Consider the following 12,683-nt stretch of genomic DNA (forward strand, 5'->3'; position numbering starts at 1 on the left):
TGTGACGCGGCAAGTCAGGCTACGATCCAGCCATGAAACGCCTTGCCCTCGCCGTTGCGCTGTTGTCTAGCGCTGCTTTGTCGGGTACGTTGCTGGACTTCCAATCCAGAGAGCCGGCTTGGTACGCCCGCAACGACACAGTGATGGGCGGCGTCTCCAACAGTCGCGTGCAGATTGGCGGCGGAGTGCTTCAGTTTACGGGTCAGGTGCGCTTAGAAAACAACGGCGGGTTTTCAGGAATCCGTTCTAACCCCAGCCGCTTTGACCTGAGCCAGTTTTCAAGCCTGAGGCTGCGGGTCAAGGGAGACGGCAAGCGCTACGCCCTGCAACTCGGCACCAGCACTTCCAACGGCGTCACGTACCGCAACGAATTCAACACTGTAGCAGGGCGGTGGATCGAAGTTACGATTCCGCTCAATTCTCTGCGCCCCACGCGCTCTGGCGAACGGGTTGCAGGCCCGACGCTCGATTCCAGCAAAATAATATTTTTTGGCCTCGTTATCGGCAACAACCGCGCCGAACGGTTCGCCCTAGAAGTGGACTGGATCAAGGGACAGTGAGAGTAGGGCTCCATTCGAACACTCTCGGACTGCACCGCCGCACACTCCGTAACGCGTGAAGCGCCAAAAGATGGGCATTCAACCAGACTTCCTATCGAATCCAGCGCTGTTCAGAACTGGGCGGAATGAACACCGGTGAGACAAGAGATCACACCGAAGCGTGAGCGCGAGTGCTGACCATTCAGGGGGAAAACAGTCAACAGAGTGTAGAAGCGAAGAGTGCGAATGGATTGGTGTCGAAGTTTAGCACTAACCAGTATTAGTACGAAACGGGCTTCTTAACTGGTCTCCCGGCTCACCCGACACTTGGGTAGATAAGGCTGCTGGGATGGGTTTCTGTCCAGTGCAGAACAGACTGGAACAATTCGAAAAGAGCGAAAATGTGTCTAAAATTGGCCCGTCTGGTACGCAAAAAATCAGCCAGCTTCACAGGAGCGACGAGAAGGCCCTGGGAAGTGATCCTGAGGGATTTTGCCCTTGACCTCTTTTGACATCATCCGTTCCCCAACGATCAGGTGTGCGCTGGAGAGAGTCCATGCACCTGATGACTGGATTGCCTACAGGCGAGCATCTCTGCCGAGCTGCGCTGTTCTGGCTGAAAAGTCTTGAGGCGAGCCACAGACGGTTCAGGCCACTGGCCGCACGGCGGCAGGCTGACTTTGCCGTGTGGTGTCCAGAGGCTGTCAGCGAGTGGTGGCGAGTCCGCGCATGGGGGCAGCGCCGTGTACCCTGATGATTTCGGTGTGCGGATCCGGAAGTCCCTGCGCAGGGTTGATCTGCCGCTCGCCCAACCGGCTCCGCTCCTGAAGTTATGGAGGACGCAGCGGGGTTGTCGCATCAAGCCGTGGAGATCACGTGTGTGGCCCACGCGACCTCGCACCGGACGCTCGCGGATCAGCGCTCATATGTTTCGGTGCAGGCTGTCTCTGGGACGTCCTCTTCACCCTGTAGTCGATCGAAAACGGGATCGCTGCTGAAGGGGTGCGGTGGTGTGGCTTCGATTGCCTTGACCGTCAACCAGGTCTGGAACGCCTGTGTCTGGACGAAGCCGTGGCGGCCGGGGGTTCCTCTCCCCCGCTTTGGTTCAATCGACACGGCCTTCACGTTGTTCATGGGCACGGGACGCTCCTCAGGGGCGTCCCGTCCAGTGAAGCGTCTGGCCTACCCGTTTTGCTAAAGTTTCGCAGGTGCCCACTGCGCCGGGGGCACCAGTGCGGCACCGGGATCGCCTTCGGAGCCCTCCTTGCCCTCGCTGGATCCAGGGCGCGGCGCACGAACCGCCGGCAGCAGCAGGGCCAGGCCAGTGACCAGAATGGCCAGACCGCTGGCCGCCCGGGAATTGCTGTAGAAGTGAGCGTCGATCAGCACGGCCTTGACGCCGGCGGCCGCACCTCTGAATCTCAGAAGACCTTCTGCATCTGTCGAGCAGATGCAGTGATCACCAGCGTCCAATCAGACTTTAACCGCTATCAATACTGGTAGTCCGCTGACGTTCGGGAAGGAAGGGCCCGAGGTTAGGTCTCCCACGCTCCTCTAGAGCCAATCCCCCTACCTGGAGGAGTATTTGGTCTGATGGGCAGGGCGGATCCCTACTGATGCAGAGCGACAGACTGACCATGGAAACGCAGTCAGCTTCCCAGAACCCCCACCTTTTCCCCGCAGCCTGATTGGACTGGGGGATTCTTTTTGCCAGAGAGTTGTTCGTCGGCTCAAGTGGCCATGTCAGGTCGGCGCCGCCCAGAAGACCAACGGATCTGATCTACGGAACACCCCAAAAATGTCAGCAGCCGGGAGGAAACATAGAACGAAGTAAACGACCAGAACCCCAACCAAGCACGTCTGCTTCTGTCTCACCAGGAAGGCGTCCTGATTCTTAAGAAAACTGCCCCCTCAGAATCAAGTTTCAGCACAGTGCAGGCAGCTAAAGGACTGGGGAACGCCGTCAATCCAGCAGCAATGGCACTTCAGAATTGCCCTGATCCCCAGAAAGAAAATCTCAGAAAAACCAGAATCATTCAGACACCCAAACGTCTGCAATCCCTAAAAAGATGAACAACCAGGGAACAGCCGGGACAGAGAGATGGCCGTGCGTCTCCAGCCGTCAACTGAGCACAACTGTTCAACACAAGGCAGTATTCTTCGACCTGACAGGAGCTGCAGAGAACAAGAATTTTTGAGAGCTCCGCCGCACTTTTCTGGGGAAGGAAGGCTCGATTGTCACACTGTGGTCTGACGAAAACTGGGAATCAATGACAGCCAAATTGGAAGCTTCCATCAACCGCAACAGAAGTATGGTTTGGTGAAACAGTGCGCCAACATGCACTGCCGCCGATGAACGAACTAATACGCCTTTTCGCAAGAGAAAGCGTAAGTTCGCGGGCTATCGATTGAAAAAATTCAGGTGGAGAGTCAATCTGAGCGAGGCCATTGACACCAACTTGGAGAACCCAAAAAGAGTACACCCAGAGGAAAATTTGATCCAAGAAACGAAGGTTGATCACCAGTAAATTGGCCGCAATTGTACAACGCATCGAAAGGGGATCCAGACAGATACGGAGCATCAAAAGCAAGAGTTTTAGTGAAAAGCTGCCGCATTTTCTCAGCAGAGCAGGTCTCAGTTTCCACGTCAAAACGCCAAAAGTTAACGCGAAAACGGGGATGCATCACCGTGCAACAAGAGCAATTGTTGCAGGCACAGGAAGACTGTTTGCACGAATGCAAAACACCAGAAAAAGAGCTGTATGTGCAGCCGAACCTCCGCTGTTTTTTGTGAAATGACACCTCAATTTTACATCCGAAAAGCTGGACTTCAGACGAAAAATACGGGACACAGTTCACGGGTTGACTCAGGCTATCCACAGCACAACAGAACCATTGAAACAGCTACCAGGCAGCCAAAAAAAGATGCAGTTCGTGGAAGAAATCAACTGCACTTTCTCAGCACAAAGTAGCTCAGTTGCCCCTGCTCCATCACAAGAAACGAGCATTTTTCGACGCTCCCTCGCACTGAAATTCTCAACAAATCAACATGTAAAATCATCCGAAACGACAATCACCAGGGCGCAGAAAGCGGGGTGACTGAAACGCGTCTTGATCAGTCTCTATTCCCGAACAGTGGTTCGTACGCAGTCGAAATTTGCCAGTGCACACTTCCCGAATCAGAGTAAATTTCGGTACTGAATGCGCAGCGCTGACAGATGAAAAGCAGCGACCTACATTTGTCCGAATGCTGCATTCTCTGAACAAAACATGCCCTCTGGGACTCTCCGATATCCAAGATTTTAGGGAGGCCGATGATCGTCAAAATCTAGGACAAAGGAGATGAAAACTGGCAGCAGAGACACCTTACTTGGAGACAATCATTGCCTGGAATACAGACCAAAAGCATGAGAACAAACCAGTACTGAGAAACTTTCTTTTCCTAGAAATCTGTGGGCTGTGACGACGTCATTGGGCACTGGGTACCTGAGGCGTTTCTATGCCCTGACTCCTGAAGATTTGCAGGACATTTACCGCCGCGAAACGCTGCTGCGCACCGCGCCGTCTCAACGCACCAGCGAGACCAAAGTAGAGTTCCTGACCCTCATTAAAAGGCTGTCGCATCTGGACGATCACCGCCTCGCGCACCGCTGCGGCACAGGGCGAATGCGCCACCTGTTGGACATTGCACCGAATACAGACGTGTGGAAAGCGGAGCACCGCGGGACACTGCGCTATGAGGAACCCGACGCCGTGATTTTTGAGCAGGAGGGTGCAGAGCGCGCCATTGAATTTGACAACGGAACCTACGCCATGTGGGTGGTGGGAAAGAAGATCTCAACCTTTCAGGACAGAGGGTTTACTGAGATCATCTGGGGGTGTCCAACCCACTTCGCAAACGCAACCTGACCTGCGAAATCGGTGACCAATTGCACCGTGAAATCCTGCTGGCCGAATGGTGGAAGTAGGGCGAATTGGAAGGCGCCTGGTTCCAGATCAGCCACGCTCAACCGCCCTCAAAAGGGGGCGGTTTTGTATCTCCTGAACCTGCCGAACTCTGGTAAAAGTTCAGTGGATGCAAGCGGTCATCGTGATCAAAAAACGCAAATATTACGCTGGACTTGAACAGAATTTCAATCCGTGCAACCCACCACAAGAGAAGCGGACGATGACCACAAAATCCAGCATTTACGAACCAAATCTGCTAGACTTTAAGTACCCCACGCTGGCTGCAAAGAGCGCTGACTGACCGCCGGGTCTAGTAAGACATACGGAAGAATCTACTAGGACATACTGAAGAATCTCCACACTGCTAAAAAGGCCATAGTAGGACATACGGAAATATCTCGAATATGCCCGAAAAGGCATAGTAGGACATACGGAAGAATCCCCTGTCTTGACTCCCACCCAAATGGTAGGACTTACGGAAAGAACTCCGAGATACTTCAATCAGTGAGAGATTAGAACTGCCCCACCGGCCCTCCCCGCGGACCACCCCTCTCCCCGGTGCCCTCCTGAGCCCCCGCCAACGCCCGTTTTGAACCCCACAATTCCGGCACCGCCTGGGCCCAAAAAACGCGGCACGACTCGCCCCGATTCGCCGCCGCACCACCAGAGAGGCCGCTGAAAAAGGCAGCACCTCCACCCCAACAGACGGGGGTCAGAGGGCCGCATGAACAAAGCCATTAAGCCCCCCCGTCCGCACCTCCGACACGCTGTTCGTTCAGGATCAAGACTTCTGCGTGGCGGTGAGCCTGGACGGCCAACATGAACGCGTCCTGTACCTGCGGGATGATGTCCGGACACACCTCCGGCGACGTCGGCTACAAGATTCAGCGCGAACTGAAAGCGGGCCGTGACGCCTTCGTGTTCAGCGGCACCGTGGACGGCGCTTTGCAGACTCGCGGGACAAGCGCGGCAAGATGCGCACGGCGTTAAAACGGCGACTGGGAGACTGAAGAGGGAGGGTGAACCGGAGACGGGGTCTTCCTCTTTTCATTTTTCATGCCCGTGAAAAACCAATTCTGAATTCCTGAAGCACTCACATCAGGCGGCGAGATGAACGAAGAAAAAGGCAGTGGGTGATTTGCGTCCCCCACCTCAACACTCGCCTCAGCAAAAGATGTTCCGCCGCTCTGCCAGATCACGGGCAACACCGGCACAGAAAAAAGCTTTGACCGCCTGACGGCGGTTCCTGGGAAGGAGGCAGGAAGACAGCCCCTCTTCGAGACACGGAGGGACGGCACCCTGCCAGGAGACCCACCATGAAAAGCATCGCTCACCTGAACCTCGTCGGCACCATTGTCAGTGACCCCGCATTCCGCATCATCTCCGGCACCACCTTTGCTAAAACCAATTTCGCGCTGGACTCTATTGGCAACGGACGCAAGATCACCAATGAGCTGCCACTGACGTTCTTCACAGAGAAGATCGCGTCAAGCGCCCGCAGGGCATCGGTTCAGTCGCCTGATGTCGCGGCGACGTACCCATCGGGCCGAACCAGCAGTGCAGTTCGCCTCCGGGGGTCGAAGATCAAGCTCGGGCCAGCAGCCACCTGTGCGAGCGTCTCGTGTGTCGCGGCCGTCATGAGCCGCGCAGGGCCACGAACCCGCTGATGAAGGTCAAGCAGGGCCGTGGGATTCTGCTGGCCGAACAGCAGCAGCGTGAAGTCCGGGTGACATAGCGCGTCGAATAAGCGGAGCGCCAACTGTTCGAAAGCTGCACGTCGGGAGGCGCTCTCCAAGTCGCGAAGGCGCAAACGGACTTAGAGATGATCCCCGGTGGGTCGCGCGGTAGGTCACCCCCAGGCTCGCCGCCAGGTGTAGCAACCGATCCTGCATGGCGGGCGTACCGATCAACATCGACATGACACGGTTGCGTATGGCGAGCAGCGGACGCGACCGGAGCGTTATGGCCTTGGTCAAGGCGGACGTGGTACGCAACACCGCGCGGGCGACCGGGAGCCGTTCAGCAGCGTATGTGTCGAGCAACGTCTGATGAGCCTGGCCTTGCACGACGAGCGCCCGCTTCCATCCGAGGTTCACCGCGTCCTGGATGCCGGTGTTCATGCCTTGCGCGCCGACTGAACTGAGGATGTGCGCGGCGTCTCCGGCGAGGAAGACACGGCCTACGCGCAGCGTCGGCACGACCTGCTGGTGAATGGTGAAGCGGGACAGACACTCCGGGTTGTCGAGCGTGACGGTGCGGACGCTGGAATGGTGGGCGCGGACACGCCACCAGGTGCAGACGTCATCGAATGTGGCGGCCGAGCGGCGCGACGAACAGTGGCCGGTCGGGCGTGAGGGACAACAGGATGTTCCGCCTCGCTCCGGGTGGCGCGTTGTGCGGGTCGACGTCAGCGAGGTTGAACACTTCCCCGAACTGCTCGCCCTCAAACGGCAGACCGACGGCCTTGCGAACAAAGCTGTGGGCGCCGTCACAGCCGACGAGCCAGGGGACGTTCAGCGTCTCGGTCTGGCCGGAGGGGTGTTCGAGATTGACCTGGACCTGCCCGCCCTGCGGCTGAAGGGTGCGTTCTCGAGCACAGGAGGGCTCTTTGGCCACCCTCGACTGACAGGCGGCAGGTGTCTGGGACATTCGCTTGCCACAGCGGTAACTGGCAACCCCCCCGATTTGAGCCCCGTTCAAGACGTCAAGCTTGGAGGCGGACAGAAGGGGCCCACCCGTTCAGACACCAGCCGGGCCACGGCCAACAACCGCGCCTCTCCCCAGCGTCTGCCCACCAGTTGCACGCCGATGGGCAGGCCTGCCTTGGATCGGGTCAGGGGCACCACGACGACTGGGTTCCCCGTGAGATTAAACGGCATGCAGTGCGCCATGGCCGTCTGCCAGTACGGATACTCCTGCCCCTCCAGCAGCACCGGCGTTCCCGGCGTGCGGTGTGTCCACGCGGGCGTGCCCACCACCGGACAGATCAGCACATCAAACGCGTCGAACCACGTTTCCAGTCTGCCGATCAAGCGGTCTCGCCGGTCCAGCAGGGCAATGTACTGGCGCATGGTCACTTCACGCTCTCCAGGCTGGGCCTCGGGAGACCGGGGCACTTCTGCATTGAACAGACTCATCCCGACCTCGTTGGCCTCCGCCACACTCCACTCGGCGGGCGACCCGTGCTGCACCGCCATATCTGGGGTCAGGGTCAAGGCCAGATCGACGAGGGCGGCTTTTGTGTCGTCGTCGGTCGGCAAGCCGAGGTCTTCCGTCCACGCCACCCGCAGCTGGGCCGCTTCCAGGGTGGGCACCAGATCTACCGGCACAGGGGGCACCTCCCACTGCCGACCATCTGGCCCGGCCAGCACCGAGAGGGCGAGGGCCAGATCGTCCACGCTCCGGGCGAGTGGCCCCAACGTCGCCAGGTGCCGCAGGCCACGGGGCAGGCCGGGGAGTTCAGGAATGTGACCACTGGTGGGGATCCGGTGTTCAGTGGGTTTCAGGGCAAAGATTCCACAAAAGTGGGCGGGAATCCGCACAGAACCGCCCGCGTCGCTGCCCAGACCCAAGGGACTCAGTCCAGCCGCGATGGCGGCGGCCTCGCCGCCGGACGAGCCACCGGGGGAGTACTGGCGGTTCCAAGGATTGTGGGTGGGCCCGAAGATGGGATTGTCCGGCTCGGCTCCCGCGGCCAGGGTCGGTGTATTGGTTTTGCCGAGCAGCACGCCGCCGGCCGCCTTCAACCGGGCCACGGAGGGTGCGTCTGTGGTGGGCACGTATTCCGACAGGGGCGGGAACCCGGCCGTGGTGCGAACCCCCGCCGTTTCGAGGACGTCCTTGACGGTGAACGGCAAGCCCAGCAGCGGCCGGGTCACGCCGCGTGCTCTTGCGTCGTCGGCCTGCCGGGCGGTGTGCTGGGCCTGCTCGACATCGAGAGTCACGACCGCATTCAGGGCGGGGTTCAGGCGCTTGATGCGGTCTAGATGCAGCTCCAAGAGTTCGGCGGCGGAGAGGTCGCGCTGCTCAAGAGCTTGAAGCATCTGACGGGCGGAGGCAAACGGGCTCAGAACGGAAGCGGTCATCAGAACCTCCTACGAGCAGCAAGACAGGGCGGGCGGTCAGCCGCGGGCTGTGAATATCGTACGGTACTTTTTGGAAGGGCGGAAGGTCACAGGGGTGGTCTCGCTCACTCCACGACTCTCAACGCTGCGCGTTGTCGCTCTTCAAGCGGGGCACCCGTGGAGCGTGAGGGGTGCCCCGCGACAGACTCCGTCCAGACGAGCACCCCGGACTGACACCGGTATCACTAAGCGGCGTCAGTCCGGCCGATCCCGAGACCGAGGATCGGCCGCTCGCTGCATACCAGCGTACCGCGCATGCATTTGCCTTTACGTTCCAACTGGGACTGGTGGGCGGCGCATGAGCTTTGACGCACTCAAGCCACTGCCCCGGGTGCCTGAAAGACCGTCATGAGGAGAGCTACCTGTGCTGGCCCGCGGGGCGTACGGGAGGCGTCCCCATAGCTGTCGCCATCCGCGTGCCGTGAACCCACCGCGAGTAGCATCGGCGGTGCGTGCACCTACCGGGTGCCAATCGGCGGAAGGCGCGACTCACCCAAAGCACAACCGGCAGCGGGTTGCGCGGGTTGTCCCGGCGAAGAACGCTCACGCCACCTCGGGCAGTGCTGGGTCTGCCTGCCCTGGGACGGCGCTGGAGCGGGCGGTGATGCGTGGTCGGCGCGTACTAGACCTGGCTTGTGCACACAAATTGGAGCACTCGGCGACGCCACGTCGGCGCGTCGCGACTGATTCTCATCTTCTGGGGCCACAGGTCGCCCGGAGGCCTTCCTGCACGGCTAGTGCTGCCCACCACACGGGTAGACGAAACTTTGAATGATTCTCATCTTCTGGGGCCACAGGTCGCCCGGAGGCCTTCGTGCACGCCCTGTGCTGCCCACCACACGGGTCGACGAAACTTTGAATGACCTACAACTTCGCTCGGCAGCCTGTCCGTGCAGAATGTTCGTCTCGTTGCCCCCTCCGCTCCTGGAAGAATCACGTCTTTCCTTGAAACCACGCCCCAGCCGTCCTTCTGTGCCCTGGTTCCCATGCACCTCCACCCGCACCACGGGCCGCTTCCGCACAGGCGAGGGCCACGGGCGGCTCACTGCACCGCTCAACCCACCATGCGTCATGCCACGAGCCTAAACCCACCGCGAGCAGTAGCCCATCATGGACCGTGGCAAGCGCTTTGGGCCATCTCAGGCAGAGTGCTGGTACCCATTTCCCACGAGCAGCCAGTCGTGGAGAACTACACCCACCAGGAAGCAGTGCGGAGAAAGCGCGCTGCGCGCAACCCTGCAGTGCCTGAGGCCGTCCTCTCTCCGTGCTTTGCAGGGTGCCAGCGGCCTGCGTGCAGCAGGCGCGAGTGATGGCGAACTTCTTCCCACAGCCGGAAGGTGCCGTATGACTGAACCCACGGGGCGCAGTTCGCCTGTGAGGCAAGAAAAAGGGACACCTGGGTAGAGCAAACCCCTCCTGTGCTGAGAGGGGAAAGAAAGTTCACTCCCCGCAGCCAGGAGACGGAGAATGCATACACCACCCACCCACCACGTCATTCGCATCAACCGACAGGCCTACCCGCAGCTTCTTCAGGCGGTTGTGCAGGGCGATCTGCAACCCACCGACGAGGATTTGCAAGTCATGGGTCAGGGTCAGGTCTACCAGCCAGCCTGGCCGTTGCTGACGGACCAGATCGTCGTGCATGACCACCTGCTGCAATTGGGCACCCTACTGATTTACAGCGAGTGCCACCGCCTCCCCGAACAGGAGTACACGACGCTGCTCACAGCGTCTTACGAGGTCTACCGGCAGTGTCCAGATGCCCATGGGTTGCTGACGGCCCTGCTGGCACCCATGACGCCTGAACGCGAGGCCATCTGGTGGGAACGGGTGCGTGCCGCGGTGGAGCAGGGCCGTGCGCTGGTCAACGGTGTGGGCCTGGTGGATGACATCTGGACCCCGACCACCTGGTTGCGTGACCGCACCCGGTTGGTCCAGCAGGGTGCGGAGTGGTTCCTCGTGCTCTCTTTTTCTCGGCCCCGGCGCCGGGCGCAGCCGGCTGGTCGCGCCGTGGCGGGCGTGGACATTGGCCTGCACCCACTGGCGACCGCTGTGGTGGGGAAGTGCCAGGGCGTCACGTACGACGTGCACTGGCCCACCGAATGCCCAGGGGATTCGCCTAATGAAGACCCTGTGTGCGGCAGTGTCAACAGCGCGGTGGCGTATGACCAGCACCATCCGGGGCTTCTGGCCGCGGGCAGTACCTCCGCCGCTCGGCAGAGCCGGGGTGTGGAGCGGGATGGGGGGACACCTGACCCTCGCGTTGACGGCGAGCGGTGAGATCCAGCTGGGGGCGCCTGCGTCGCCTATCTGCAAGGTGGACCCACTGCCCCGTAGAAGGCTTTGGCCCGCACGCGCAACCCGAACGGCGAAGTCTCGGCGACTGTGGTGGCCCGGTTCAGGCTGCCCGGCACGCCCCAGTTCATGGATCAATTCCTCGTGAGTGTCCTCCAGCAGGCTGTCGACCCACGACCTGTGGTTCCCACCGTTCCCAGCGCCCACTCAGCCGCTGGAGTGGCATGCAGCGAGGACAAGCACAGAGGTTGGACACGGGAGGAGCCTTGAGAACTCGCCTGGCTTCGCGGCCGTTGAACTCAGGGACGGTTCAGAGCTGCTGGCCGGTGCGCCGCTGCGTCCTGAAAGGTCGGTCACGGCGGAGTTTACCGACCTGACCTGTACCCGGATCTTGCCCGCGTCCCCTGACAGCCTGAACGTTATGGATGACTTCCACGTTCCTTCTGGTGCCGTGCCCCTTCGTGCCCTTGGGCTTGAGGGCTTGCAGGTCAGTGCCCTTGGCCTGGGGTGCATGGGTATGAGCGCCTTTTACGGTTCTGCAGATGACCGCACGTCCATCGCCACCATCCAGCGTGCCCTCGATCTGGGCATCACGCTGATCGACACGGCCGACGTCTACCGCGAACATGGCGACAACGAGGCCCTTGTGGGGCGCGCCCTGCGTGGACGGCGCGCCGCGGCAGTTCTCGCCACCAAATTCGGACACACCCTGGACGCCCGTGCGGATAGAAGACGCCTCGACGGACGCCCTGCCTATGTCCGCGCCGCCTGCGAGGCCAGCCTGCATCGCCTGGGTGTGGACACCATCGACCTCTACTACCTGCACCGGCCTGATCCAGCGGTCCCCATTGAAGAGACCGTCGGCGCCATGGGTGAACTCGTGCAGGAAGGAAAAGTCCGCTTTCTGGGGTTGAGCGAGGCGTCCCCGACCACGCTGCGCCGTGCGCACGCCACCTTTCCCATCAGTGCCCTTCAGACCGAGTATTCTCTGTTCGAACGGCATGTTGAAGCCGAGATTCTCCCCACCTGCCGGGAACTCGGTGTGGGTTTTGTGGCGTACAGCCCGCTGGGTCGGGGCTTTCTCGCCGGACGCTTTGACTGTGCTGATGAGCTGCCGGCAGACGACTGGCGGCGGGAGGTGCCTCGCCTGACGGGAACCCACGCGCCGCACAACCTGGCCCTGCGCCGTGGACTGGCCCACCTCGCCTCGCATGTGGGCCTGACGCCCGCACAGACGGCCCTGGCCTGGCTGCTCGCGCAGGAACCGGACGTGGGCAGCAGCTCGTAGAGCAGGGGGATGGCAATGCCCCGCCAGATGACGGCCAGCAGCAAGACGTTCACGTCTGTCTGCCCGTACTTCCAGTTCGTCCGGTCGAGGATGAATTCGCGTGGCTGCGCGGCGGGAAGGAGCGTCAAGACGACCCGGGCGACGTCGGCCGGTTGGATGGGATGACGGTCAAAGAAGCGCTCCACGCGGCGGATGACGGAGGCGGTGTGCGCGCTTCCGGGGAAGCGCGCCGCGAGTTCAGCATGCCGAACGTCCTTTCCCCCAAGGAGAGCGAGGACCATGAGGGAGAGCAACTCGACCTGATTCTTGCGGAACTCTGGAAAGTGCGCGGTGAAGCAGCGGGTCAACTTGGCGAGGACATCGGGGGACGCGTCCTGTTCTCGCGTGTCAGCCGAACTTTTTCAAGGCCCTCGTGAAAGTGTCTGTATGTCAACCAAGAGTTTCCAAGCAGGGAAAAATGGCGCCAGCAACGAAGGCCCATGAGGTAGG

13 protein-coding genes are annotated in these 12,683 nt (G+C 60.5%); 7 read left to right on the top strand and 6 right to left on the bottom strand.

All coding sequences use genetic code 11. From position 1 onward, the window contains the following. Positions 1-32: 32 nt before the first annotated feature. On the top strand, positions 33-560 hold the full coding sequence (locus E7T06_RS05820; protein ID WP_136364884.1) for a CIA30 family protein: 528 nt from the start codon (positions 33-35) through the stop codon (positions 558-560). A gap of 894 nt (positions 561-1,454) precedes the next feature. On the opposite strand, the gene E7T06_RS05825 is transcribed toward E7T06_RS05820, so the two are convergent. The 3 genes from E7T06_RS05825 to E7T06_RS05835 form a co-directional block, all read right to left on the bottom strand. Next, entirely contained in the window at positions 1,455-1,673 is a 219-nt protein-coding gene (locus E7T06_RS05825) for a hypothetical protein (RefSeq protein ID WP_136364885.1), read from the bottom strand. A 60-nt stretch (positions 1,674-1,733) separates the two neighbouring features. Next, entirely contained in the window at positions 1,734-1,928 is a 195-nt protein-coding gene (locus tag E7T06_RS05830; protein ID WP_136364886.1) for a hypothetical protein, read from the bottom strand. An 878-nt stretch (positions 1,929-2,806) separates the two neighbouring features. Then, positions 2,807-3,190: a hypothetical protein gene (locus E7T06_RS05835; RefSeq protein ID WP_136364887.1), complete on the bottom strand. Its 384-nt coding sequence runs from the start codon at positions 3,188-3,190 to the stop codon at positions 2,807-2,809. Between the two features lie 808 nt (positions 3,191-3,998). On the opposite strand from E7T06_RS05835, the gene E7T06_RS05840 reads away from it, so the two are divergent. The 3 genes from E7T06_RS05840 to E7T06_RS05845 all read left to right on the top strand — a co-directional run bounded on the left by E7T06_RS05840 (position 3,999) and on the right by E7T06_RS05845 (position 6,154). Beyond that, a complete protein-coding gene (locus tag E7T06_RS05840) occupies positions 3,999-4,448 on the top strand; it encodes a hypothetical protein (RefSeq protein WP_136364888.1) in 450 nt (149 codons plus the stop codon). Positions 4,449-5,306: 858 nt separating this feature from the next. Beyond that, entirely contained in the window at positions 5,307-5,477 is a 171-nt protein-coding gene (locus tag E7T06_RS21145) for a hypothetical protein (protein WP_168733392.1), read from the top strand. 326 nt (positions 5,478-5,803) lie between these two features. After that, positions 5,804-6,154 (top strand): hypothetical protein, encoded by a 351-nt coding sequence (locus E7T06_RS05845; RefSeq protein ID WP_136364889.1) that lies wholly within the window; start codon positions 5,804-5,806, stop codon positions 6,152-6,154. A 6-nt stretch (positions 6,155-6,160) separates the two neighbouring features. Here E7T06_RS05845 and E7T06_RS22180 read toward each other — a convergent pair whose 3' ends face one another. The 3 genes from E7T06_RS22180 to E7T06_RS05860 all read right to left on the bottom strand — a co-directional run bounded on the left by E7T06_RS22180 (position 6,161) and on the right by E7T06_RS05860 (position 8,572). Further along, positions 6,161-6,898: an FAD-dependent monooxygenase gene (locus E7T06_RS22180; RefSeq protein ID WP_136364905.1), complete on the bottom strand. Its 738-nt coding sequence runs from the start codon at positions 6,896-6,898 to the stop codon at positions 6,161-6,163. Further along, the gene (locus E7T06_RS22055; protein WP_276605558.1) at positions 6,789-7,103 is read right to left on the bottom strand and encodes an FAD-dependent monooxygenase; all 315 of its coding nucleotides are present in this window, start codon (positions 7,101-7,103) and stop codon (positions 6,789-6,791) included. Before E7T06_RS22055 ends, E7T06_RS22180 begins: the two co-directional genes overlap by 110 nt. A gap of 80 nt (positions 7,104-7,183) precedes the next feature. Further along, on the bottom strand, positions 7,184-8,572 hold the full coding sequence (locus E7T06_RS05860; protein WP_136364891.1) for an amidase: 1,389 nt from the start codon (positions 8,570-8,572) through the stop codon (positions 7,184-7,186). 1,506 nt (positions 8,573-10,078) lie between these two features. Here E7T06_RS05860 and E7T06_RS05865 point away from each other — a divergent pair. The 3 genes from E7T06_RS05865 (at position 10,079) to E7T06_RS05880 (ending at position 12,610) form a co-directional block, all read left to right on the top strand. Beyond that, positions 10,079-10,891: a hypothetical protein gene (locus E7T06_RS05865; protein ID WP_136364892.1), complete on the top strand. Its 813-nt coding sequence runs from the start codon at positions 10,079-10,081 to the stop codon at positions 10,889-10,891. Between the two features lie 436 nt (positions 10,892-11,327). Next, positions 11,328-12,194, top strand: coding sequence for an aldo/keto reductase (locus tag E7T06_RS05870; protein ID WP_205750829.1), 867 nt, complete (start codon positions 11,328-11,330; stop codon positions 12,192-12,194). A gap of 161 nt (positions 12,195-12,355) precedes the next feature. Further along, entirely contained in the window at positions 12,356-12,610 is a 255-nt protein-coding gene (locus tag E7T06_RS05880) for a hypothetical protein (protein WP_136364893.1), read from the top strand. Positions 12,611-12,683 lie beyond the last annotated feature (73 nt).

It is taken from the genome of Deinococcus sp. Arct2-2 (assembly GCF_004801315.1).
In the GTDB taxonomy this organism is placed as follows: domain Bacteria; phylum Deinococcota; class Deinococci; order Deinococcales; family Deinococcaceae; genus Deinococcus.

Coding starts and splice junctions, on each gene's coding strand:
- E7T06_RS05820 (WP_136364884.1), top strand. CDS start 33: ATGAAACGCCTTGCCCTCGCCGTTGCGCTGTTGTCTAGCGCTGCTTTG.
- E7T06_RS05870 (WP_205750829.1), top strand. CDS start 11,328: ATGGATGACTTCCACGTTCCTTCTGGTGCCGTGCCCCTTCGTGCCCTT.
- E7T06_RS21145 (WP_168733392.1), top strand. CDS start 5,307: ATGAACGCGTCCTGTACCTGCGGGATGATGTCCGGACACACCTCCGGC.
- E7T06_RS05880 (WP_136364893.1), top strand. CDS start 12,356: ATGACGGTCAAAGAAGCGCTCCACGCGGCGGATGACGGAGGCGGTGTG.
- E7T06_RS05845 (WP_136364889.1), top strand. CDS start 5,804: ATGAAAAGCATCGCTCACCTGAACCTCGTCGGCACCATTGTCAGTGAC.
- E7T06_RS05860 (WP_136364891.1), bottom strand. CDS start 8,572: ATGACCGCTTCCGTTCTGAGCCCGTTTGCCTCCGCCCGTCAGATGCTT.
- E7T06_RS05865 (WP_136364892.1), top strand. CDS start 10,079: ATGCATACACCACCCACCCACCACGTCATTCGCATCAACCGACAGGCC.
- E7T06_RS05825 (WP_136364885.1), bottom strand. CDS start 1,673: ATGAACAACGTGAAGGCCGTGTCGATTGAACCAAAGCGGGGGAGAGGA.